Below are 24,639 nucleotides of genomic sequence, written 5' to 3'. Positions count from 1 at the left end.
GAAGAAATACTACCGTTATTACAATAAATAATGTTATTAAAGATTGAAATAACCTTTTAAGTGAATACTTTAACATGCTCCCCCTCCTTCCTAGTTGTTTAGGCGGCCAAAGGCCGCCTCTACAAAATTGTCAACTGCCCATTGTTATTTGGCTGCTTTCTTTAGAGCCTCTGCTCTTTCTTTTTCCCATCTTTCTAAGGCTTCTGTATATTCTTCTGAATTCATTGGCTTTTCCATTACCTTTTGCCCTTTAAACCTTTCAGCTGATACGCCAAATGGTGAATATAAGGATTCAAATGGATTCAACCTAGAAGCAGAATAGCCTCCTCCACCAACAGCATATGGAATTATAAAGGCTTCTCCTATGAAAAATGCTTCTGCTTCTGCAAATAGCTTATATCGATTTTCTATGTCGACTACCTCAGCTTTTGCTTCATTTACCATGTTTTCATAGGTATTCTTACCGTTTGACTCCTTATAGCCTTCTGCTAAATGTGGCCAGTTGTAAGTGCCATCAGGGCTGAAAGAATCTGTGTAAGTTTCAGGGTCAGCATAATCTGGGCCCCAGTTACATTCTAAGAATGCATAGTTTCCAGACCTTCTAACTTCTTGTAAGAAACCAGTAGGTGGCTTAGGATCTATTATTATATCTATATAATCTGTTCCTAGTAAGTTTTCCATTTGCTGTTCAACTACTTGAGCTCTATTGGCCCATTCACTTGAACCAGTATTATAAGGCATTAACACCTTAACTGGGAATGTTGCTTTACCTTCTAGTTCAGTTAAAGCTTTTTCCTTGTATTCTAAAGCTAAATCCTTATCAAAGGAATCATTGTTTGTAAATTCAGCTAAACTACCTAATTGGGTATAATCAACACCATCTAGATCCACGAAATTCTTTGGAGTTACTGTATTGCTAATTCTCTTTTCTGGATCATAGGGCTCTGCAGTTAGCATAGCTGCTTTTCTATCCAATGCATGGAATAAAGATTTACGGAAATTTTTATTGTTAACTACTATTTTCCAATTATCTGGTTCATATTCTTCTGGGAATTGAGGGTCAAAGTTTAAACAGTAAAAATAGGAATAGAAGCTTGTTCTGTTAGGCCGTATTTGAACTTCTTTTTCAGGATCTTTCATCCATTCATCTAATATATCTGAAGAAATTGCGGCATAATCTATTTCTCCCCTTAGGAATAATTCTGGTGCTAAAGTACCAGCTTCCTTATTGTAAGTATGGACTAATTTTCTAATGTGTATATTGTCTTTATCCCAATACTTATCATTAGCAACAAGAACCCTTCTATTTTGAGGTTCGAAAGTTTCCATTATATAGGCTCCATTGTATAGGAAATTAATATTATCCGTACCAAATTTATCTCCTACTTCTTCTAAGAACTGTCCGTTAGCAGGGAAGAAACATACATAGGTAAGCATTGATACGAAATATGGTGTAGGATTTTTTAGGGTATATTCTAGAGTATATTCGTCTAAAGCTTTTACTCCTACTTGTTCAAAATCTGTTATCTCTCCATTATAATATTCTTCCGCATTCTTTATAACGCTATAAGCTATATTGGCTGTTTTAGATTCATTGGCTGGGTTTAATATATATTTCATAGCATCGACAAAATCCTGAGCTATAACTTCTGCATATTCTTCTCCATCATGGGTAAACCATTTAACTCCTTCTCTTAACTTAAAAGTCCAAACTAAATTGTCATCAGATAGATTCCACTCGGTAGCAAGTCCTGGTTGTACTACCCCATACCTGTCATAATCAATTAAAGTATCTACTAAGTTTGCAGCTATGGCAAATTCACTGGTAGTAGATGTAACTAAATAATTCAATGTAGTAATTTCTCCAGAATATACTGTCCTATATTCTTGTACTGCAGCTACATTATCTCCTGAAGTTTTCTTCCCCCCGGATGAGCAACCTGTTATAATTATTAACAACGCCATAGTTAGAGCTATTAATCTTTTCATAATTTCCCTCCTCTAAAATATTCATAGTAATAGGAAACAAAATCTATAATATATTCCCTCCTTCCCCTTAATCTAATATAAAAAATCCCTATATATTATTTATGGCAAAATGCATGCCACATTTCCATTTATCCTAATTTTCTCCTACAATGTTTAATTATACTTTTTCCTACTGTTTTGACTAATTTCAATATTCCGAAAATTGGGACTATGGAATAGCTTTTTGACCTTCCTTCATCTTGAATTTCTATTAGAAATAGCCCTTCTTAATATTTTCCTTATAACAGGAAAGATTCCCATTATAAGGATTGATTCTAGTCTATATCGTATCTTTTTAATTTTTCATAAAATGATGTCTTGCTGATTCCTAGAGCTTCCATTGCTTTCTTTTTATTTCCTTCATAAAAGTTCAATGCTCTTTTAATTGTGTTTTTCTCGCAAATACTCACAGATTCTTTTAAAGAAATTATATTTTTAATGTTGGATTTTTCCTCTTTTAAATCCAATGTAATATGTTTAGATAAAATTGTACTATTTTCTGACAAGTTAACTGCTCTTTCCAATATATTTTCTAATTCCCTAACATTACCAGGCCAATTATATCTAGTTAATAGGTTAAGGGCTTCTGCTGATATCCTCTTAGTCTCTATTCCAATTTCTTTGCATATCTTAGGTAGTAATATATCCACTAAAGCATAGATATCTTCTATCCTTTCTCTCAATGGAGGTATCCAAATTGGAAAGACGTTGATTCTATAATATAAATCTTCTCTGAACCTTCCTTCTAATATTTCTTCTTCCAAGTTTTTATTAGTTGCTGCAATTATTCTTAAACTTACATCAATCTTATCTGTTCCTCCAACCCTATAAAAGCTCTTTTCTTGAAGTACTTGAAGTAATTTTACTTGCAAATTTAATGGTATCTCTCCTAATTCATCTAAAAATATAGTCCCACCATTTGCCAATTCAAAAAAACCTATTTTCCCCTCTTTTCTAGCACCAGTAAAAGCTCCTTTTTCGTATCCAAATAATTCCGATTCCAATAGTGTAGTTGGAATAGCTCCACAGTTTACATGAATAAAGGGTTTGTCTTTAAATCTACTTTTTTCATGAATTGCTTTAGCTAGTATTGTTTTACCAGTACCACTTTCACCTAATATCAATACAGTAGAATTGGTTCTAGTAGCCTTTAAAGCTAGTCTTTTAACATGATTAATCTCTTTACTTTCTCCAATAATATCAGGAAAAGCCTTTTCGAAAATTTTCCCTTCTTCTAACTCTCTCTCTATCTTTTCTAAATCCAGTAATGCTTTATCTCTTTCCCTAATTATAAGTTTTATTTCAGAAATATCTTCTACTTTTAAAGCGGCACCTATTCTCACACCATCTTTGTCTACAGGAATAAAAGTACACATGGTAGGAATTCCATTTATCTCTTTAAACTCATCTATATATCTAATATTCTCTCCTTTTGCAACTTTGTAGAGTTCCTTTATGGTTGAACTTCCTTTATGGATTTCAAATATATCCTTACCAATTGCATTTAGTATATTAGAGTTCTCTCCTTTAGATCTATATTCATAGCCTTTAAATAAATCATTTATGCTTTCACCTCTAGCTGTATACCCTTGAGCTTGATAGAATTTCATTTTTTTAGTTTTACCATCTAAAATCACCATATGTCCAATGGCATTTATATATCCCATTGAATACTTTTCATCATCAATTTCTATGGTTATTATCTTGTTTACAAAATCTATTATTGCTCCTAAGTCTAAGCCTAAATAATTAGTTTTTAATTTTAAAGTATCTTCCATATTATCGGATTTTAAATACTTATATATGGGTGGGACTCCTTTCTCCTGAAAAACACCGATGGCTAATATACCATCCCCTTCTCCTATGTTCTCATCCTCTATTCCTAAGCACTCTAATGATTTACTATTTAAATTCCCATCATCTCTTCCCAATGAATTATCACCAATGATAACAATATCACCTTTGTTTAATTTCCCATGGTCGTGACTTATTTGTTGATTATAGACTATACCAAATATCTCTTTAGCTTTATTATTATATATTTGAATTTTCCCATTGCTATCTATAACTATAAAACCCTCAGACATCATATCTGTAAACATCTTTACATATTCTTCTGAATTAAAAAGCATTTTATCACCCTTTAATCATAAATAACATTTTCTATATGGTCAAAGCCTAAACCTGGCTTATCCAGCAAGTTTATCCTATATTCATCATATTCAGCTCCACCAGTTATAGGGTCTTGAGACAACAGATTAGGGCTATCTAAGTCAAACTTTGAAATGGCTTTTTTCCCTCCTGCCAAATGAGAAGCAGCTGTTAATCCAATTTTACTTTCCAACATACATCCAAGCATGCACTCAATCCCAAAGGTTTCTGCAATACTACAAATCTTCAAAGCATTATATATTCCACCTGTTTTCATAAGTTTAATATTGACCATATCTGCAGCTTTATTTTGAATAATATTTATTGCATCCAAAGGTGAGAAACAGCTTTCATCAGCAAGAATAGGTGTGATTACATTTTGAGTTACAAATTTTAATCCATCTATGTCATAAGCTTTCACTGGTTGTTCTATAAGTTCCATATCCAACCCCAAATCTTCCATCTTTCTTATGACCATTACAGCTTCTTTGGGACGCCAACCTTGATTGGCATCAGCTCTAATTTTAATATCATATCCTACAGCCTTTCTAATAGCTTTTAACCTTTCTAAATCCTTCTTCCAATCCTTCCCTACCTTTATCTTTAAGGTTTTATAACCCTTTTCTACAGCATTAATGCTATCTTGAACCATCTCCTCAGGTTCATTCACGCTTATGGTTATATCTGTAATTATTTCATTCCTATATCCACCTAGAAGTTTAAATACTGGAATATTATACAGTTGCCCATAGAGATCATATAGAGCCATATCTACCGCTGCTTTTGGGCTTGGATTGTTGACTAAAGAATTATGTAGAGTTTCCATCAAATCCTCAAATTCATCTATTGGCTTACCTATTAGTTTTAATCCAATATGCTCCAATATAGCTCCTTTAATGGAACCCTTAATATCCCCTGTTATTACAGGAGTAATTGCAGCTTCCCCATACCCTATATGACCTGTATCCGTTGAAATTTTAACCACTACATTTTGTAATACTCTTACTTCTCTTAAAGCGGTTTTAAAAGGCTTTTTTAAAGGAATTTGAATTTCTCCTACTTGTACGTCATTAATTTTCATAGTAAGTTCCCACCTTTTACAATATATTATTAAATATTTACTACTATGAATCATTTTATCTTAGTATAATGTTAAAATCTTACAAGGTCAACAATTATTACAGATTAATCTATGACAAATTCTTTACATATGCTTATCATTTCCATATAAGTCTTACCAGAGGATGTTTTAATAGTTAAAGGGGTTACAGCAGTTTTCATCATATCTACATAATTTAGACCTTCTTCACCTTCTTCAAAGTAGCCAGCAAATTGATGTAATATATAATCTATTCCTTCATGTTGCCCTAAATATAACATGGTATGTCCAGGCATATACAATACACTAGCTGGTGGCATCTTATCTTTACCGTATATTTTCCCAATTGAACCCATCCCCTGTTCTGTAGAATTTCTGGGAAGTTTCAATCCAAAAGCTCTATAAATATCCAAAATAAAAGCAGAACAATCCCTTTTATTATTCATTCCGCCCCAGCCATATTCTTCTCCATAGAATTTAAATCCTTGTTTAATTATATTTTCTTTGGTATATGGTAGATATCCTTTGTTAAAAACCTCTAAAATATAAACCTCTTTATCAACCACTTCCAATTTTCCCTTTTGTCCTTTGGTAGGCAATAATATTATGTAGCTACCATCTTTTTCTTCCATCAATGGAACTCTAACTCCCATATCTAAAAGCAAATCATCTACATATATCTGCTTATCTATAACAACTAAAAAAGGTTCCCTATTTATATAACCAAAGATTTCATCTTTTTCTCCAATAGCTACATCTTCTTTAGGTATCCAACCTAAATAATTATACATTCTACCAAAATACCATTCCCCATCTTTACTTTCAGAGTATATAACTAAAGGCTCCCAAGGGTAAATAGCAGTTTCCATAAATCTATCAAAATGAATATCATCTTTTTCCTTGTAGGAAGGTTCAAAAGTAGGAAAGGTTCTTATCATGGTTCTGTTTATTGTTACTCCATAATTTACAGATACATTCTCAGGAATGGATTCTAGATTAAAATTTGAAATGAGTTTTTTGAAATAATCTTCATTGGTAATATTTCCTTCTCTATCATATCTAAATTCATTAGGTACTTTACTAGTATTTTCTATTAACTTTTCTAACTCCATCTTTTTCATATTTGGCTCATGGTCCTTTAATTCCATTAGGAAATCAAATTTTGTGAAGTTTTCTATGTTAAACTGCTCTATCTCAAATTGGTCCATAAGTAACAAATCTTTGTCCTCTAATTTGTCTATCCAAAATTCCGAATCCTCTATGGTATAAAATATTGATTTCTCTTCTGCTTGTAACCCTTCTTTTTCTTTGTTAATAATTTTTTCTAATCTATAAAATAATATGGACAACACTAACAATAGGATGATTGTTATAATTTTATTTTTCTCTTTCACCCTTCTCCCCCCAGAACAAAAGATCTCCCTTTTATTTAGCATAGTAAAATTAATTTACTAATTACAAAAATATACTAAGGCTTAATTCATTAGACAAATCTTTCAATATACCATATCCTGCTATAGAGTTCCCATGTTTGTCTAAAGCTGGCCCATAGACTCCTATCCCATACCTATTGGGTACTAATGCTAAAATACCTCCTGCTACTCCACTCTTTGAAGGAATACCTACTTTAATAGCATATTCTCCACTAAAGTCATACATGCCACAAGTGGTCATTATTGCAGTTAAAGTAGAAATCGTTTTACTATCTAATAGTTTTTTACTTGTATTTATAACCCTTCCTTTATTAGCAATGAATATACCTATTTTAGCTATATCTTGACAATCCATCTCTATGGAACACTGTTTAAAATAGGTATCTAATACATCTTCCACCTCTCCTTCTATTAGACCTTTGTTTTTTAAAAGATAAGCTATGGCTCTGTTTTTATCACCTGTGGATTTCTCAGATAAAAAAACTTCTTTATTATAGTTAATGGTACTATTCAAGGTTATCTTTCGTAAGATTTCTAATAACCTATTAAGTTTTTCTTCTCCTTCACCCTTTATTAATGAGGTAGTTACTATAGCTCCTGAATTAATCATTGGATTGGCAGGTTTATCTCCGTGGGGTAGATCTAATTTATAAAAGGAATTAAAAGGTTCATCTGTAGATTCCATACCTACCTTTTTAAAAACCTCTTCTTCTCCATTGTCCATTATTGCCAACATTAGAGCTATAACCTTGGATATGCTTTGGATTGTAAATTTTTTATCATAAATACCACTAGAATAGATATTCCCAAAATCATCAATAACAGAAATCCCTAAATCCCTAGAATCTGCTTCTCCTAATAAGGGTATATAATTAGCTACTTGACCATATTCAGTTAAAGCCTTGTTCTTTACAATCAATTTATCTAGTAATTCTTTCATTTAAATCCCCCCATATTAATGGACATTAATATCTGCCCCACCAATAAATTCCCTTAATATTGAATTAGGTGGAATAATATTTTCATCTTCTATGCTAATGAAGTATCTCAAAAATTTTAATAACCTTTTACATTCAGAATAATAGATGCTAGTATTGTCCACCTTTTCTAGAAGAGGTACTGCATGTTCTTTAAGCACTGATAACTCATAAACTAAAGCAGAATCAAACATAATATCTGCTTCTTCCTGAAATGGAAAAATATTTTGCTCTTCGCCTTTTGTTACGCCTTGCCACAATTCAAAGGTTCTAAATATATCATTTCCTCTAAATTTATTATCCCTCACCATTCTTCTAATAAGCCTTGTATCTGTTGTAGAAATCCGGTTATGAGCATCTATATTTAATTGGGTTAAGGCAGAAATATAAATTTTAAATTTGTTTTTTTCTGGAATATGAGTGGTTAATCTAGGATTTAATCCATGGATACCTTCAACTATAATAGGATGATCTTTATCCACTTTAATCTTTATCCCTGATTTTTCACTTTTACCAGTTAGAAAATTATATTTAGGTAATTCTATCTCCTCCCCTTCTAGAAGCTTAACTAAATCTTCATTTAACCTTTCTAAATCTATAGCTTCAATGGATTCGAAATCGTATTCCCCTTTTTCGTTTATGGGAGTCTTTTCTCTATCAACAAAGTAATCATCTACGGATATTGCAATAGGCCTCTTCCCATTTACTTTTAGGTGAACTGCCAACCTTTGGGCAAAGGTAGTTTTGCCTGAAGAAGACGGTCCAGCTATTAAGATTATATTTATATCATCATCTTTACATATTTCATCAGCTATGTGTCCAATCTTCTTTTCGTGAAATGCTTCAGATATTCTAATAACTTCACCAATATCTCCATTATGTACTTTCTCATTTAAAGAACCTACATAACCTAAATCTAATATATTAGCCCATTCATTAGCCTCTTTAAATACCTTTGCTAATTTTTTCTGTTCTTTGAATTCCGGTAACTGATCTACACTATCCGTTGTAGGAAAGAGTATTATAGCCCCTGGGTAATAATATTTTAAATCAAATACATTTATATAACCGGTAGAAGGTGCCAAATATCCATGAAATCCATCAATATGGTCTCCGATTTTATAGGTTTGTATTAACTCATAATCTAATGTATTATAAAGTCTTACCTTATCTTCATAGCCTTGTTCTTTGAATAGGGATATCCCTTCTTCTGCCGGTACCTTTTCCCTAATAATTGGTATATCCTTTTTAATAATATCCTTCATCTTGGCTTTTATCTTTTCTATCTCACTGAAACTGATGGATTTTCCTCCCTCTAATTCAGCATAAAGACCTTCCCCTATAAAATGTTCAATTGTTACAGTACATTTAGGAAATATTTCTTTACAAGCCATAATTAGAATAGCAGAAATAGTCCTTGTATAAATTTTATATCCGTCTTCATCTTTTAATGACAAGAATCTTATTGACATATTATTCTGAATGTTTTTACCCAAATGGTAGATTTCATTGTTAATCCTTGCTCCAAGATATCTTTTGTAATCTTTGCCATATATTTTCTTGGATAAATCCTCTAACTTTGTACCTTCCTCTGTTAAGACTTCTCCTATTCCTTCTACATATACTCTCATTTTATTATTCATATTATTTGACCTCCAGTTCTTATAACTATTAAAACAGTTCTTTTTCTATTTTTAAAAATTTCTCATTTGCTTTTGCTATAAACTCTTTCTCATTTAAATAGCCCAAATATTCATTTAGTTTTTTAAATTTTATTTTATAGCCATGAAGAAATTGGCTCTGTAAATCATATTTATCTCTGAAATATTTATTTGTGTTTTTATTACCATACTTTACATCTCCAATTAGTGGATGACCAATGGAAGCTAAATGGGCTCTAATTTGGTGGGTTCTTCCTGTTATTAATTCTATCTCCAATAAACTGTATTGAGAAGATGTATCTAATACTTTTATGCCAGTCCATATTTTTTTAGATTCAACTTTTCCTTTATCCGTTATTTCTACCTTATTTAATTCTCCATCCTTAGATAAAAATCCTTCTATTACCATGTCTTTATTTATTACTCCTTCGACTATGGTCTTATAGTATTTATTGATATTCCTTTTTTTAATTGAATTATTGATTTCTCTTAAGGATAAAGAGTTTTTTGCTCCAATGATAATTCCACTGGTATTCCTATCTAATCGATTACAAATAGCTGGGGTAAATGTTTTTTCAACCCTTGGATTATATTCTCCCTTCTCATATAGATAATGGACCATACTATCCACTATATTATTACCATACTCCTTATTTGCAGAATGGGATAATATCCCTACGGGTTTGTTTATTAAAATTATATTTTCATCTTCATAGATGATATTAGGGATTAAATGGTTTCTTCTGATTTTAGCTTGATCCCTAAATTTCTCTATGGTTTCATCAGCTAAGTATAATTGTATAGTATCTCCTTCAAGTATTATGGCATCGGGGTTAGCTTTTTTATCATTTAGTTTAATATTCTTTTTTCGTATCATCTTATAAATAAAGTTTTTTGGTGCTTTTGGCAGATATTTTCTTAAAAACCTATCTAGCCTTTGGTCACTGTCATTTTTGTTAATAATTACCTCTTTCAAAATTTCCTCACCTTTTCTTTAATCTTATGTTATAATTATATTACAGATTATCATATTTTAAAAACTTTATTCTCTTTTTCAATGTTATTAAAGAGGTGACTTTTGTGAAAAATTTTTTTGAAGGATTGAAAGATGTCCTATATGATGGTATAGATTACATAATGATGGTTGTTGTAATTGTAGTAGTTGTTTTGGTTATCAATTGGAGGTTAGGTGGATTATTTGCTAAAGATGCTACTGATGATACCATATTTACTAAAACACCAACTACAATAGATAGCGATAACACAACTTCAAATGGTGGAGAAGACCAGCCAGAAAATATAGATTCAAATGAGAATCAAGAAAATAATTTAAATGAAAATGAAGATAAGGGTACTAATGAGGACGATACTAAGACTGTTGTAAAAATAACTATACCCCCCGGTTCATTACCAGCTAAGATTGGCGACATTTTAGTAGCCAATGAGCTCATTGATGATAAAAATCAGTTTGTTGAAAAGGCTGTAGAACTAAAGGTGGAAACTAAATTGAAATCGGGTGAGTTTGAAATAGCAAAAAATAGCTCTTTAGAGGAAATATTAAAAATTCTAACCAAATAAATTAGGGATGATGGGTTTTAACTATAACCTATCATCCCTTTATAGATTTATATAGTCTTTATCCTTTAGTAGTAAACTTTCTAGTTAGCAAATCCTTTCCTTCAATAACTCTTGTTACCATCATAACTGCTTATGTATTAGATATTATATTTAAATTAGGTTGGAAAATATTCCATCACAAATCCTGTTAGTTCCTCCTTTCATATAAATTTCATTATAATCTCCTCCCAATATTTAATATATTAATTTTAAAAAATAGCAGCCTTTAGCTGCTATTTTAATATCTTTCGTTAATATAATCCTCTATAAGAGATTTTTTCTTACCTTCTATAAAGACCCCTTCTTTTTTTAAAATTTCCAATAACCAATAACTTTTTGAGTGAAATATGGCCTCTTTATAATCTAAAAGCACAATCTCATATAATTTGTCTTGCAAAAACTTAGATTCAACTTGGATAAAATAAGCTTCCACGTCTTCAAATTCTAAAAACCTCAATAAATGAAGAGTAGCTCTATCCTTTTGGTGATAATATTCGTTACCCATGTTCTTGTAATAGATATAGTATTTATTATGCTTTCCAGACCTTCTTATATCCTTAGCTAACATAGTATAATACTTTGCTAATACATTATAATACTGATAATTATACATCCCCTTTTCAAAGCTATCTATTTTTGAAAAAGGCTTAATATTCATCTCTTGAACAAAATCAAAATTATACTCTAAAAACTCCTTTTTCGTAATGTCCCCATTTGTGTATTGAATTATAAGGGAAGATCTATTTTCAAAAAATGTTTCAAATATCCCCTTTCTTTTAAACTGCGCCAATTATAACACCCTATCTAAAAATAAATTCTTATTAAATTATATCATAGTTTTTGTTTTTTTTCTTTTAATAATTTAATTTCCTCCTCCTTCAGCTCTCTATATTCTCCTAATTTCAATCTTTCATCCAATTTTATTGGTCCCATAGAAATTCTTTTAAGGTAGACCACTTCCATATGGAGAGCTTGAAACATCCTTTTTACCTGATGAAATTTACCTTCCTGAATAGTCAACTCTACCTTTGAAATAAAATTCGATTCGATTATTTCAAGCTTTGCAGGTAAAGTTTTGTATCCATCATCTAATATAATTCCTTCATTGAATTTAATCTTATGTTCTTCTTCAACATATCCTTCTACTTCAACATAATAGGTTTTATCTACCCCTTTTTTAGGTGACAACAATTCATGGGCTAGTTTCCCATCATTAGTTAAAATAAGTAATCCTTCAGTGTCTTTATCTAATCGACCTGCAGGAAAAGGGTTAAAAACCAAATGTTGTTCTTCTAATAATTCTAAAACCGTCCTATTGATAGGATCCTCAGTTGATGAAACTACTCCTTTTGGTTTATTCATCATAATATATATATATTTAGTATAAAATACCTCTTCTCCATCTAAAATTATTTTGTCATTGTAAGGGTTCACCTTAAAATCATTTTTTTCAATGATTTTATTGTTTACTACTACCCTGCCTTCTTTAATAATTTTTTTTATGTCTTTTCTACTTCCATAACCCATATTAGACAAAATCTTGTCTAATCTTTCCATTTTTTTCATAAAATTCTCCTTAGTAAATATTTATTAGAATAAATATTTTTAAAAAACACAAAATAATTATGTCTCATAAAACAATTTTTTAAATATATAAAATGAAAGGAGATTGCCATGCATATTGAAAAAAACAATCAACCACTTCATGGGGTTAAATGCGTAGTCAACACCTGTCATTATCATGTGCTAGGTGACCATTGTGGTGCAACAAAGATAGAAATCCAACCTAGAAATGCCAGTTCCACTGAAGAAACAGACTGTGCTACCTTTAGGCCAAACAATGGTTCTATGCAATGATAAAAAGGTTAGAGGCAGGAAATATTCCTGCCTAATCTACTTCTAATTCAATACAATTTATTTGTAATTTTTTTGGCATTTCCTTCATATTTAAATCTGAACCAATATAGAATTCTGTATTAAATTTTTCACCTATAATACTTAACATTTCATTAAGTTTTTCTAATTCTTCAGCTTTTAACGAAAATGCTTTATATATTCCATCTACATATATTTTTTCCACATCATAATCCATCCCAATAATTCCACACAAAAAGCCATAGAAAGATTCTATATTTTTAATATTGAACTCCATGGCATTTATAAGCCTTACTGAATAATCAAGGCTAAATATATGATTGTCGTCTACATCAATAAATACAATGTTTCCATTACCTTTTTTCTTTTCTTCATTTGCTTTTTCAATTAGCCACTTGGTTTTACCACTACCTTTTGGACCAACAATAAATTTGACCATGTTAATCGACCCCTCTCTAATTATTCTCACATTAATATATTCGACATTTTTTTCATTATTCCTTTATTTTTTTTAATTTTAATGCTTTGCCATTTAAATAATTACATCTAATACCCTGCCTCGTGTTTTTCTCTTCCATTTCACTCACTATTTCATCCCTTATTTTCCACCAGCTTTCGTTCCAGTTGACAAATAAAGCATTTTCTTCAGGAGCTCTACCAATAATTCTTTGAATTACAATTTCTTCATCTAGATATTCTAAAAATGCAATTACCCTTTCTTTATATTCTTCCTTTGATATTAATTTGATCTCTCCTTCTTTGTAAATCCTACCTAACTCTGTTCCCTCTACAATGTAGAGTGCATGAAGTTTCACTTCATCAACTCCTAATGCAGATAATATTTTTGCATTTTCTATAACATCTTCCATAGTATCCCAAGGAAGGTTAAGTATTAAATGGGTACAAGTTCTAATTCCATATTTTTTATTTCTAATAACCGCATCTATGAACTCTGCTAAAGAATGACCTCGGTTAATCTTTCTAAGAGTATGGTAATTTACAGTCTGCAACCCTAATTCTATGGTTATTTCTAAATTATATTTATCTCTTATATATGCTAAATATTCCAAGTATCCATCATTAATGCAATCAGGCCTTGTGGATATGGATATACCCACCACCCCATCTACTATGGATTCTTCTACATATTTTTCAAAATCCTCTAAAGGCAAATAGGTATTGGTAAAGCTTTGAAAGTAAGAGATAAACTTTTTGGCTTTATATCTTCTACTGATATACTCCCTATTCTTCAACACCTGTTCCTTAACAGAAAGGGTACTAGGCAGGTTCTCAAAGGAACCTCCTTCTTCCCCACAATAGATACAACCACCAGTACCTACACACCCATCCCTGTTGGGACAGGTAAGAGGTAAACTAATGGGTAGTTTATATACTTTTTCACCAAATTTTTCCCTTAAATATTTTGAATAAACATTATATACTGTTATATCCACTTAATTCACCTTTTCTATTTGTACATTCCTCTGATTTCTATATCCCCTATATTAATTATAAATTGAATATCCGGATTATACAATGGATTATAATTATATATTGTATTCATATCTAAAATATATCCGTCTGGTGTTATAGTATGTTCTTTCTTAGCCTTGTTTTCGTCTAAGAATATTATTAAAGAAACTTTCTTATTATTGTTTGGATTTTCCGATATAAAGATACCAGATGTATTTTTATTTTCAATGGATACTCCATTTATATTGAGCTCATCGGAATTTAAATCTATAGGTAGTTTTGATGTCATTTCTTTTAAAAGACTATTTTTTTTAGGATAACCAATTATTATTATATTCTCTTCCTTTTCTTTGTCTGTAATTTTAGTTTCCTCTACAACCTTCATTTTAATATTTAATCGCATTTCTAAAGAACTTGTTAACATATTTATTAAACTCTCTATATCTTGCAAATCTCCATCTTTTACATAATCTGGCTTTACTAATATTATTTCTTCTCCTTCTAATCCTCTTAAGGCAATACTACCTAATACTAAGCCCCTTGCTTTCTCATAACCTGTTAATCTTTGCTCTTCTTGCCTTCTATAAAAAATATTGTTTTCTTCTTCAGATAATTGAATATTCTGCGGGAAATAATTGGGCTCATTAACTGCTTTATCCATTATTTTTCTGATTTCTTTTCCTGCAATTTCTTCTATTACATCCAGTAAATCTTCTGTAGTTGCATTTTTAAATAGATACCTATCATAATACTCTTGTAAGATTTCAATAAACTTCTCTTCTCCAACTCTTTGTCTTAAATCTTCAAAAAATGCAGGACCTCTTGTATAAATAGTTTGCGAGTAGTCTCCCCAATCGTTAAATTTATCTACACTACTGCTTAACGAAAGAATAGTTGATGGATAAACTCTAGTCCTTATGCTATAAATCACTCCATTACGATGGTATTTATCGTATTCCTTCTCAAAGTAATAAGCAGTGGTAAATACGGTTAAAGACTCATCTAAGAAGGGTTCATTGAATTCATCATTTCCTACTCCTACATACCACCATTGGTGAATAGTTTCGTGGACTACTGCCTCTATGATGAAAGGTGCGTTTTCTTCTATGTTTAAATTAGATAAATCATGATAGCCACCCATCTGGATTACCTGAGGATATTCCATGGCTCCGCCGGAAAGATAGGTTTCAGCGATTCTTAATTCATCATAGGGATATTTACCTATGGTATTATTTAATAATTTTACTGCTTTTGCTACTTCATCTAGTACTATCTCTGCTGTTTTATCAACAGGGTAATCCTTATCCTTCATATAATAATTACTAATCTTGATTCCATCTACTTCTTTAGTTTTTACCTTATAATTAGGACTCATGAGGATTACAAAATCTCTAACCTTTTCTCCTTGTATAGTTAGGGTCTTGTTTTCTCCAAATACTTTTTCTTTTACAATAGTACCAGTAGGTGCTACTACCATCTCTTTAGGGATTGTAAGCTTAACATTATAATCGGATACATCACTATAATTAGATTCTCCAATAGGGTGATAAGGATTTTCATCCCATTTATTAACTTTTTCATCATAAATGGATAATATAGGATACCAATTAGTCAAAGAATAGGTTCCTTCCATTTGATGGAGACGTTGATACCCTTCTGGAACTTTTAATGTAAATTTTATTCTTATACTAATTTTTTCACCTTTTTTCAACGGTTCTTCTAAGGGTATTTTTAATATTTGTTCATCTTCTTTAAATTCAACTTCTTTTCTATTAATATGTACCTTATGGATATTTATATAACCCTTTTCTTCTTCTCTCATCTCCGGTTGCTCCTGATCCATTAGATAGTACATATCACCAATAGCAGGCATGGTTTCATAGGATTTAAAGGAATTAGGATATAAATGGAATACTATTTCATCTAAATCATTATTATAGTGGTTTACAAAAGTTACATTCTGTACACCTTCTAAAATGTGTTCTTTAGTATTCAAGCTAATGGTCATATCGTACTTAGTTATATTATCTAAATCTACTGCAAAACTTAGTTGAAAACTACTTAATAAAATCAGTAACACTAGCATAATGGATAAACGACTTTTTCTCCTCACAAAATCCCTCCTAATCATTTATTAAAGCCGCAATTCTATGATTACAATTCATTTTTAATAAAATCTAACACTTTCTCTGCATGGCCTTTGGCTTTAACATTTCTAAATTCTTTCACTAAATGCCCATTTTTATCAAAAACAAAGGTAGATCTCTCTACTCCCATATATTCTCTTCCATGCATTTTTTTAAGTTTCATCACTTCAAATAGATTATGGACCTCTTCCGTTGGATCGTTTAAGGGAAATATCCTTTCCATCAGTTTCTTTTAAAGTAAATTTGTATTTTGACATATTCATCCTCCTATAAGTTCAGTATTTTTTTAAGTTCAAAAGCTACTCCCGATTCATTATTATCCTTTTCGGTGATAATATTGGCAACTTCCTTTACTCCTTCGCTAGCATTTTTCATTGCTATACCACATCCTGCATTCTTAATCATCTGGGCATCGTTGTTATCATCGCCAATTGCTATGATTTCCTTTTCAGCTATTCCTTTTTCTTTGGCATATTCGGATAAACTTAACCATTTGCAACCTAACGGGTTCATTATCTCTAGTAAAGCTTCTGCTACTACTATGTTTTCCATTATGTGGGAGTTGTATCTATTAGGATATCTTTCATTAATGTCGAAATGGAAACTTTCTAATTCCTCTTTACCACCTGCATACACTACTGCTAGTATATTATCTTCTTTGATTTCCAAATAATTTTCTACCTTTTTGTATCTTTCTTCAGATTGGGCTATATAATTATGATATTTTTCATGGGCTTTATCCATTTCAATAATAAGATCTATGCCATCTTTAAATTGATCTACATGAATTATTGGGTATAGTCCTCTTTCTTTCCCTTCTTTTACTAAAGTCTTAAAATCCTTTAAATCTAAGTATTTTTTAATTATTATTCCATCATCTTTGGTATCCCTGACTATATTTCCATTATTAGCCAATATAACCATAGGTCTATTTATACTTTTAACTAATTGTTTAGCAGACCAGTACCTTCTTCCTGTTGCTATAACTACTTCATACCCTTTATCAATCAATTTTTTTACCATCTTAATATTATATTCTGGTATGTTTTTTTTATCATCAAGTAAGGTACCATCTAAATCTATAGCAATTAATTTGAACATATTTTCATTATCACCTCTATTTCAGTACTTAGTTTAATTATACCAAAATCTAACCTAATTAAGCAGAATAAAATATAGGTTCCTAGGAACCTATATTTTATAAAACTCTTTGAAGGATTGATATACATAATAGTGATCTAGAACGCCACCTAATTCCCTTATAGAATGCATGGCAAGTATAGGGTTTCCTATATCTACTGAAGGGATGTCCAATTGAGTTGAAGATATAGGCCCGATAGTAGAGCCTCCTCTTTCATCAGATCTATTGACAAATTTTTGAATTGGAACTTCCACGGATTTGCATATCCCTTCATAAATAGCTGATGACAGACTATCTGTTGTATAGGACTGCCTTGCAGATATTTTTATAGTCGGGCCCCCATTAATTACTGGTCTATTGGTAGGGTCTTGTTTTTCAGTATAATTTGGATGAAGAGCATGGGCCATGTCTGCAGATATTAAGAATGAATTAGACAAAGCTCTATAATAGTCCTCTCTGTCTTTATCCATAGCTATAATAATTCTATCCAAAATAGTCCTAAGCATAGGACTAGCAGCCCCCTGTTTAGTAGTACTACCTACTTCTTCATTATCAAAACACACCAATACATTGGTAGCATTACCTACTTCACTCTCTATTAGACCATGTAAACCTGCATGGACCATCGCTAAGTCATCTAATCTTCCAACTGAGATAAACTCTTCATTAAGGCCAATTAAAGACCCTTTTTCTGTATCATATAGGAATAGTTCAAAATCTAAAATATCCTTCACTTTTACATTAAGGTTTTCAGCTAATAATTCTAATAGGAAATTTTCCTTTTCAAATTTATCATTTATCATTGACACTAAAGGTAAAATGTCTGTCTGAGGATTTATCTTTACTCCTTCATTTGCTTTTCTATTCATATGAATTGCCAAATTTGGAATAATCATTATTGGCTTTTCTATATCCAACAAATGCTCTTTCGGTTTAAAAGGATTGTCAGTTTTTACGGTAACCCTTCCAGCTATAGATAGTGGCCTATCAAACCAAGTATTTAATAAGGGACCGCCATAGACTTCTGTATTAAATTTTAAATATTTGCCCTCAACAGTCATCTCTGGACTTGGCTTAATTTTAAAGGTTGGTGCATCTGTATGAGCCCCTATTAATTTAAACCCATCCTTTTCAATTTCTCCTTTTCCTATTATAAAGCCTATTATTGCAGAATTATTTTTTATTACATAGTATTTACCTTCCTTTTTTAATTCCCATTTGTCTTTCAATGAAATTTTTTCAAATCCTGCTTTATTAAGGATTTCTTCTACCTGCTTTACTACATGAAAAGAGCTAGGACTTATATCAATAAAATCTATTAAATCTTTTGCAAATTTTTGTTCTTTTTTCATAAAATCATCCTCTCTTACGTATCTAAAGAAAGTACTTCAACTATATAGTTGAAGTACTCCAAAATTAAAAATTATTCATCATCATTATCTTCGTCATCATCAAGATCATCATAAAAATCATCATCGTATTCATATTCTTCCTCATCAAAACCTTCATCTACAAATAATGTATAAAAAGCTTCTGACACAATATCTAATTCTTCTTCATCCTCAATGTTTATTAAATCTATGCCTTCTTCATTTTCTTCGTATCTATATAGTAGTACTTGGTCATCATCTACTGGTACCAATGCAATGTACTCATAATCATCTACCTCAAAAATTCCAATAACATTACACTCTAATTCTGTGTCATTATCAAGGGTAAGATAGATTACATCCATTTCATGGTCATGGTCACAATCACAGTGTTGGTGATCATGATCACAATTGCAGTTTTCATCATGATTTTTATTCATATTAATTCTCCTTTCAAGGAATTATTTAATTATATGCTAATAATATCCTATATTATTATAAAAGTATATAGTATTTTAAACTATTTTATTTCTTTTAATACATTCAATAATAAATTGTAAGTTCTTTTAGTGGATTCTATGCTTAGTTTTTCTTCTGGTGTATGAACTCCATACATATCTGGTCCAAAGGATATCATGTCCATATCATGAAATTTCTCTGCAAAAATACCACATTCTAACCCAGCATGAATAGCAGCTACATCTATATCTTCTCCATATTGGGTTTTATATACCCTTTTAAATATCTCCCTTATTTGGGAATCCTTGCTATACTCCCAAGCAGGATAGGAACCATAGCTTTCCCATTTACCATTGACTATATCTGCTACGGTTTTTATCTGCTTACTAATATTTGATTTCAATGTTTCTTTGGAACTTCTTATAGCTGATTCAATTGTAACTTCCTTATCTAAAGTATTAACAATCCCTAAATTATTAGAGCTTTCTACCAATCCTTCCATATCCATGCTCATAGACTGAACACCAGTAGGGATTAAGGTTAAAGCTGCTATTGTTCTATTAAAACTATCTTCAGTAAATACTTTATCTACTTCTTTATCTACTTTTTCTATAATAAGTTTAAAGTTAGAATCAGAACTTGCCAATTCCTTCTGTATTTCATTTTCTAATGCTTCAATGGCTTGTAAAAATATACTTTCATCTTCTCTTTCTAGTACAATAATTGCCTTTCCATTTCTAGGTATTGCATTGGTCTTTGAGCCTCCTTCAATATGTACTAAATCATATTTACACTCATCTTTAACAAAAGCTAATATTCTTGCAATAATCTTGTTAGCATTTCCTCTACCCTTATGGATTTCCATTCCCGAGTGACCTCCTTGTAACCCAGAGATCTTTATGGAGTATATTATCTTATCTTCTGTTAATTCTATTGATTGCCAATCTATTGGAATTGTTACCTTATTCCTTTCTCCTCCTGCACAGCTCACTAATATAGTTCCTTCCTCTTCTGAATCTATATTGATAAGTATCCTGCCATTAATATGTTTAGGGTCTAGGGCCTTGACGCCATCCATTCCCGACTCTTCATTAGTTGTAAAAACCACTTCCAAGGGAGGATGGGGAATATCTTTTGATTCTAACAAGGCTAAAGCCATAGCTACTGCTATACCATTATCTCCACCAAGGGTAGTTCCTTCTGCCTCCAAAAAATCGCCTTCCACCTTTAATTTAAGAAAATCCTTTGAAAAATCATGGTTGGAATCTTCTTCCTTTTCACATACCATATCCATATGTCCTTGTAAAATGACAGTAGGACTATTTTCATAATCAAAGGTACCAGGTTTTTTTATAATAATATTTAAAGCCTCATCTTGAATGGTTTCAAGTTTCTGCTCCTTCCCAAATTCTTTTAAAAAATTGCTTATTTTCTCTTCATGAAAAGAACAGCGAGGTATTTTAGATATTTCCTCAAAATAATAAAAAACTCTCTCAGGTTTTATTCCTTCTAATCTTCTTGACATAAAATCACCCTTTCATCTCTTATTTCATATAGATTTGAATTTCCATGGCCAAAAATATCAACATATTTTATATATATTTTTTGACCCTTTTTAATATTTCTTAATTGTAAACTAAAATTTGAATGAATATTTAAACCATCTTTATTTTTATAGTATTGCCAATGGATAATAGGAGTATTACCATCGTAGTCGGTATCTATGCCAATATAATCTATTAAGGATAAGGATTCTTTTGATAGTATAGTTTTAATTTTATTTTTATATTTATCTTTAATATGGATTTGGTTTAAACTTAATTCATATCTATCTAATTCCATATATAATTCTTTACTACCTTTTTTGTTCTTTCTAATCTCTATTTCTTTTATTAATAATTTTCCTGCTTTAATATGATTTTTATAAGTTTTGCAAATATAATATGGTGAAGATTTATTTCCAATCAACCTTTTACTAATAGTAATAGAAGATAAAGATCCAGAGTCTGCCATTATCCATTTCCTATTAAATTTTTCTGCCACCACTCCTGTTGTACCACTGCCTGCAAAAAAATCTGCCACAATGGATTCTTCATTAGAAGATGTTAATATAATTCTTTCCAATAATTTTTCAGGTTTCTGTGTATCATAGCCTACCCTTTCTTTTGACGTTCTACCTACCATATCGATTTTCCATACGTCTTTTAAGTTAACTAAAGTATACCAACCTATATCATCCTCATACTCTTTAACTCCTTTAAATCTATAGGGTTTAAAATCCCTATTGTAAGACTTTTCCAGTTGGGGGTTAAATATGTAGTTTTTCCCTTTGGTATATACTAGAATGTTATCATGTTTTCTTGAATAGTTTCTCGGGCTTGCTCCTCCAGATTTATATGCCCAAATAATTTCGTTTAAAAAATTTTCTTCTCCAAATATTTGATCCATGAATAACTTTACATAGTGGACGGTTCTATAATCTAAATGGACATAGATAGTACCCTGATTACTTAATAATTCTTTCATCAATAATAGTCTTATACATAGCATTTCAAGATACGAAAGTAATCCATTTTCCCATGTGTCATTGTATGCAAAGTATTCTATTACATCTTCCCTTTCTCCATTATTGAGCAAAATTCTTCCCTTATATTTTGTTTTAGTTAAAAATGGTGGATCTATGTATATTAAATCTATCTTTTCTTTATATCCATCTTCTATAAGCTTTTTCATCACCATTATATTATCTTCCTGATAAAATTGGTTAACCCAATTTTTTTTGCAGATAGCTTCTATTTTATTTGGACAGGATATAATCTTTTCTTTTTGAATAAAATTATTAATATAGGGTTTATTAATAATATCTTCCGCTTGTCTTTTACAATTACCAATAATTAGGGGCAATTTCTCTAATATTTGCATATTATTCTCTCCCTTGATGATATTATAACCCTATTATACATGTTATTGAAAAGAAAAAACAAGTCTCTCTGAAATAAACTCTACTAACTCTATATTAGTAATAGTATTTATATAATTTCAGAATGACTTGTTTCATTCAGATTATATGGAACAAGGACTATATCCACAATCTTGACATTCAGAACATCCACCACTATGGATTAATCTTCCCCCACACATTGGACAAGTATCTGGGTCTTCTTTTAATTGTTTAGATACTAATTCATCTAATTCCCGTTGTAATTTTTCTATTTTTTCTTGGTTAGATAAATTATTCTTATTTGTAATTAGTATTCCTTCTCTAGCACATCCATCTCGATAAATTGTAATCCCTTTTAATCCATTTTGCCATGCATATATATATAGTTCTTCTACTTCTTCCACAGTAAATTCATTAGGTACATTAACTGTTGAGGAAATGCTAGCATCTATATATTGTTGCCAAGCAGCTTGTACTTTTATTCTATCCTTATAGTTCAAGGTAGAAGTAGTTACAAAGAAATCTGGCAAATCTTCTTCTCTAGTAATATCATTTCTATCCATATATTCCTTTACTATAGGAGTAAATACCTTATAGTAAGTGTCCTCATGGTGTAGAGACTCAGATTTTCTGGTATAGGATGTTTGGAATATAGGTTCCAATCCATTGCTACAACCAATTAAAGTCGATATACTTCCCGTAGGAGGTATAGTTAATAGCTGACTATTTCTAAGTCCATATCTTTTAATAATTTCTATGACATCATCCTTAGCGTTTGATACTAAAAACGGTGATTTTAAAACAGCTTCTTCTCTATACCTAGGAAATGGTCCATGTTCTTTTGCTAATAATGCAGATTGTTTTAAAGCTTCATTTACTAAAACTTTACCAATTTGATGTATTAGGTTTATTGATTCTTGATCACCATATCTAACACCTAATTTAATAAACATATCTGCAATACCCATTATCCCTAGGCCAATTTGCCTCAACTCTCTAGCCATGTCCTTTTGTTGTAATAGAGGATGTAGTTTCATATTCTCATCTAATACCTCATTTAAGAAGATAACTCCTTCCCTTACCATTTCTCCAAATCTTTCAAATTCAAATTCTGCTTTTTCTGTGAAAGGATTTCTAACAAACTCACTTAAATTAATAGAAGACAGATTACAGCTTCCAAAAGCTGGTAAAGTCTCTTCTGCACAAGGATTTACTCCTGCAAATTCGAAGGTATCATCTTCGCTCATTAAATGCCAAGAATTTATTCTATTTGTAAATAGCATTCCTGGTTCTGCCATATTCCAGTTGTTTTTTGCCAATTTTCTAAACAAATCTCTAGCTTTGATAGTTTTTCTAATTTCTTCACCAGTAGCTTCTACTTTAAAATATAGTTCATATTCCCTATCATCTATTACAGCTTCCATAAACTCATCAGTTATATTGACAGAAATATTAGCATATTTAACTTTGGTTAAATCATTTTTCACATCTATAAAATCTTCAATATCTGGATGATTACAATCTAAATTAAGCATTAATGCTCCTCGTCTTCCTCTCATTCCTATTAGTCCAGTGACTAAAGAATAAAGGTCCATAAAGGAAACAGCCCCTGTAGTAGTACTAGCTGCATTATTAACCTTTGCACCCTTGGGCCTTAACTTAGATAAGGTTAAACCTACACCACCACCATAAGAATAGGTTCTTGCCATATATTTAGCTGTATCAAATATGGATTCAATATTGTCTTCTACCTTAGGCATAACATAACAATTGGATAATGTCATCTTTCTCCCATGCTTATCTAAACCTCGTCCTGCTAATATCCTGCCTGCAGGCATGAATTTTTTATCTTTAATAGCCTTTTTTATAAAACTATTGCCTCCACTTACTCTAGTTAAAAACTCATCAAAGGTTTCGTTATGGAATCTATACTTTTTCTCATATATATCTCTTTGAAGATCTGTCATAACCCAGCCATGTTTTCTTAGCCTTGCCCTTTCATCTCTGTATAAAATATATTTTTTTGCTACATCTGGTCTAATTTGCATCAATTGGATTTCAACAAAATCTTGTATTTTTTCAATGTGTACCACATCTAAATCACTAAATGTTTCATAAGCCTTGTCTGCTATTTGTTTTGCTATTTCCTCGTCTATACCTACTTCCGTCTCAGCCATAGCTTTACTAATAGCATTTACAATTTTATCTCCATCAAAATCAACAATCATTCCATTTCTCTTTTCAACCTTCAACATAAAACCCCCTCC

At 31.0% G+C, this 24,639-nt stretch carries 21 protein-coding genes; 2 read left to right on the top strand and 19 right to left on the bottom strand.

Annotation, left to right across the window (positions count from 1 at the left end):
- Positions 1 to 144: 144 nt before the first annotated feature.
- The 7 genes from C3E90_RS07765 to C3E90_RS07735 all read right to left on the bottom strand — a co-directional run bounded on the left by C3E90_RS07765 (position 145) and on the right by C3E90_RS07735 (position 10,325).
- The gene (locus C3E90_RS07765) at positions 145 to 1,989 is read right to left on the bottom strand and encodes a peptide ABC transporter substrate-binding protein (protein WP_236915079.1); all 1,845 of its coding nucleotides are present in this window, start codon (positions 1,987 to 1,989) and stop codon (positions 145 to 147) included.
- A gap of 314 nt (positions 1,990 to 2,303) precedes the next feature.
- A complete protein-coding gene (locus C3E90_RS07760) occupies positions 2,304 to 4,160 on the bottom strand; it encodes a sigma-54 interaction domain-containing protein (protein ID WP_236915078.1) in 1,857 nt (618 codons plus the stop codon).
- An 11-nt stretch (positions 4,161 to 4,171) separates the two neighbouring features.
- Complete coding sequence (locus C3E90_RS07755) at positions 4,172 to 5,260, bottom strand: dipeptide epimerase (protein ID WP_236915077.1); 1,089 nt, start codon at positions 5,258 to 5,260, stop codon at positions 4,172 to 4,174.
- A 104-nt stretch (positions 5,261 to 5,364) separates the two neighbouring features.
- Positions 5,365 to 6,672, bottom strand: coding sequence for an SH3 domain-containing protein (locus C3E90_RS07750; protein WP_236915076.1), 1,308 nt, complete (start codon positions 6,670 to 6,672; stop codon positions 5,365 to 5,367).
- Positions 6,673 to 6,733: 61 nt separating this feature from the next.
- Positions 6,734 to 7,651: a glutaminase A gene (glsA, locus tag C3E90_RS07745; RefSeq protein WP_236915075.1), complete on the bottom strand. Its 918-nt coding sequence runs from the start codon at positions 7,649 to 7,651 to the stop codon at positions 6,734 to 6,736.
- Between the two features lie 15 nt (positions 7,652 to 7,666).
- Positions 7,667 to 9,331: a nucleoside kinase gene (locus tag C3E90_RS07740; protein WP_236915074.1), complete on the bottom strand. Its 1,665-nt coding sequence runs from the start codon at positions 9,329 to 9,331 to the stop codon at positions 7,667 to 7,669.
- 28 nt (positions 9,332 to 9,359) lie between these two features.
- Complete coding sequence (locus C3E90_RS07735) at positions 9,360 to 10,325, bottom strand: RluA family pseudouridine synthase (protein WP_236915073.1); 966 nt, start codon at positions 10,323 to 10,325, stop codon at positions 9,360 to 9,362.
- A gap of 104 nt (positions 10,326 to 10,429) precedes the next feature.
- On the opposite strand from C3E90_RS07735, the gene C3E90_RS07730 reads away from it, so the two are divergent.
- Entirely contained in the window at positions 10,430 to 10,927 is a 498-nt protein-coding gene (locus tag C3E90_RS07730) for an endolytic transglycosylase MltG (protein WP_236915072.1), read from the top strand.
- A 277-nt stretch (positions 10,928 to 11,204) separates the two neighbouring features.
- Here the strand turns inward: C3E90_RS07730 and C3E90_RS07725 are convergent, their stop codons facing one another.
- Both C3E90_RS07725 and C3E90_RS07720 read right to left on the bottom strand, forming a co-directional pair.
- On the bottom strand, positions 11,205 to 11,756 hold the full coding sequence (locus tag C3E90_RS07725) for a DUF6648 family protein (protein ID WP_236915071.1): 552 nt from the start codon (positions 11,754 to 11,756) through the stop codon (positions 11,205 to 11,207).
- A gap of 41 nt (positions 11,757 to 11,797) precedes the next feature.
- Entirely contained in the window at positions 11,798 to 12,523 is a 726-nt protein-coding gene (locus tag C3E90_RS07720) for a pseudouridine synthase (RefSeq protein WP_236915081.1), read from the bottom strand.
- 117 nt (positions 12,524 to 12,640) lie between these two features.
- Between C3E90_RS07720 and C3E90_RS07715 the strand changes: the two genes are divergently transcribed.
- Complete coding sequence (locus C3E90_RS07715) at positions 12,641 to 12,823, top strand: DUF1540 domain-containing protein (protein ID WP_236915070.1); 183 nt, start codon at positions 12,641 to 12,643, stop codon at positions 12,821 to 12,823.
- Positions 12,824 to 12,854: 31 nt separating this feature from the next.
- Here the strand turns inward: C3E90_RS07715 and C3E90_RS07710 are convergent, their stop codons facing one another.
- The 10 genes from C3E90_RS07710 to C3E90_RS07665 form a co-directional block, all read right to left on the bottom strand.
- Complete coding sequence (locus tag C3E90_RS07710) at positions 12,855 to 13,280, bottom strand: hypothetical protein (protein ID WP_236915069.1); 426 nt, start codon at positions 13,278 to 13,280, stop codon at positions 12,855 to 12,857.
- A gap of 55 nt (positions 13,281 to 13,335) precedes the next feature.
- Positions 13,336 to 14,295 carry a TIGR01212 family radical SAM protein gene (locus C3E90_RS07705; protein WP_236915068.1) on the bottom strand — a complete coding sequence of 320 codons (960 nt, stop codon included), beginning with the start codon at positions 14,293 to 14,295 and terminating at the stop codon, positions 13,336 to 13,338.
- Between the two features lie 14 nt (positions 14,296 to 14,309).
- A complete protein-coding gene (locus C3E90_RS13500) occupies positions 14,310 to 16,427 on the bottom strand; it encodes a M1 family metallopeptidase (RefSeq protein WP_236915067.1) in 2,118 nt (705 codons plus the stop codon).
- Between the two features lie 41 nt (positions 16,428 to 16,468).
- Positions 16,469 to 16,684, bottom strand: coding sequence for a bcp (locus tag C3E90_RS07695; RefSeq protein ID WP_236915066.1), 216 nt, complete (start codon positions 16,682 to 16,684; stop codon positions 16,469 to 16,471).
- A gap of 44 nt (positions 16,685 to 16,728) precedes the next feature.
- Entirely contained in the window at positions 16,729 to 17,562 is an 834-nt protein-coding gene (locus C3E90_RS07690) for a Cof-type HAD-IIB family hydrolase (protein WP_236915065.1), read from the bottom strand.
- Positions 17,563 to 17,652: 90 nt separating this feature from the next.
- Positions 17,653 to 18,954 (bottom strand): M18 family aminopeptidase, encoded by a 1,302-nt coding sequence (locus tag C3E90_RS07685; RefSeq protein WP_236915064.1) that lies wholly within the window; start codon positions 18,952 to 18,954, stop codon positions 17,653 to 17,655.
- Positions 18,955 to 19,025: 71 nt separating this feature from the next.
- Complete coding sequence (locus C3E90_RS07680) at positions 19,026 to 19,412, bottom strand: DUF1292 domain-containing protein (protein WP_236915063.1); 387 nt, start codon at positions 19,410 to 19,412, stop codon at positions 19,026 to 19,028.
- An 80-nt stretch (positions 19,413 to 19,492) separates the two neighbouring features.
- Entirely contained in the window at positions 19,493 to 20,956 is a 1,464-nt protein-coding gene (locus C3E90_RS07675) for an aminoacyl-histidine dipeptidase (RefSeq protein ID WP_236915062.1), read from the bottom strand.
- The gene (locus C3E90_RS07670; protein WP_236915061.1) at positions 20,941 to 22,353 is read right to left on the bottom strand and encodes a DNA methyltransferase; all 1,413 of its coding nucleotides are present in this window, start codon (positions 22,351 to 22,353) and stop codon (positions 20,941 to 20,943) included. The genes C3E90_RS07675 and C3E90_RS07670 overlap by 16 nt, the downstream gene beginning before the upstream one ends.
- A 141-nt stretch (positions 22,354 to 22,494) precedes the next feature.
- Positions 22,495 to 24,627, bottom strand: coding sequence for an adenosylcobalamin-dependent ribonucleoside-diphosphate reductase (locus tag C3E90_RS07665; RefSeq protein WP_236915060.1), 2,133 nt, complete (start codon positions 24,625 to 24,627; stop codon positions 22,495 to 22,497).
- Positions 24,628 to 24,639 lie beyond the last annotated feature (12 nt).

Origin of the sequence: Clostridium sp. Cult2, assembly GCF_021655075.1 — a bacterium.
Taxonomy (GTDB): domain Bacteria; phylum Bacillota; class Clostridia; order Tissierellales; family Tepidimicrobiaceae; genus Schnuerera.
This window is presented reverse-complemented; position numbering and strand designations above follow the sequence as displayed.